The organism is Agathobacter sp. LCP21S3_B2, from assembly GCF_052118705.1.
GTDB lineage: Bacteria > Bacillota > Clostridia > Lachnospirales > Lachnospiraceae > Roseburia.
The window spans coordinates 1-572 of record NZ_JBQKGQ010000055.1 but is presented as its reverse complement, the minus strand read 5'-3'; the positions used below and the strand labels follow the sequence as shown (position 1 = coordinate 572).

The following is a 572-nucleotide window of genomic DNA, read 5'->3' as shown; positions in this document are numbered from 1 at the left end:
ATTTACCAATGAAAGAATTATTCCGGCAGGTGGTTTATCTGTTGTCGGTGCCTTGTTGGGTAAGAGCGATTTTGTCAAAAAACTTAACAGAATGGATGTTACAAAAAACCGATCCCAGCATCAGATTAAAAATGGTGACATTCTCCTTACCTACCTTGGTATGCTATGCATGGGAAAGCCTTATTTTGAGGCTGTACATGAGATGGATGACGATAAGGAGTTTTACAAAGCAGCATTAGGTATTACCAGAAACATTCCCTCCGAAGAAACACTTAGACAGCGAATGGATGACATTGGAGACAGCCTTCGTCAGACAATTCTTGAAGAAAATATTGCGTTGCTTCTTGCAAATGACATTAAACCGACTGCTCTTGAAAATGGATATGTACCGGTTGACATTGATGTTACGCCAATGGATAATTCAAAATCCAAGAAAGAAGGAGTATCAAGAACTTATAAAGGTTTTGATGGATATGCGCCTATGATGGCTTATATCGGAACAGAAGGATATGCAATTAATTTTGAACTTCGCGAAGGAAAACAGCATTGTCAAAAGGGTACTGTTGAATTTT

Annotated in this window: 1 protein-coding gene; it reads left to right on the top strand. The window is 38.5% G+C overall.

Annotated elements, in window-relative coordinates:
- Positions 1–572: transposase (locus tag ACTQ1L_RS15255; protein ID WP_441368103.1), on the top strand; the 572-nt coding region annotated here is incomplete at both ends.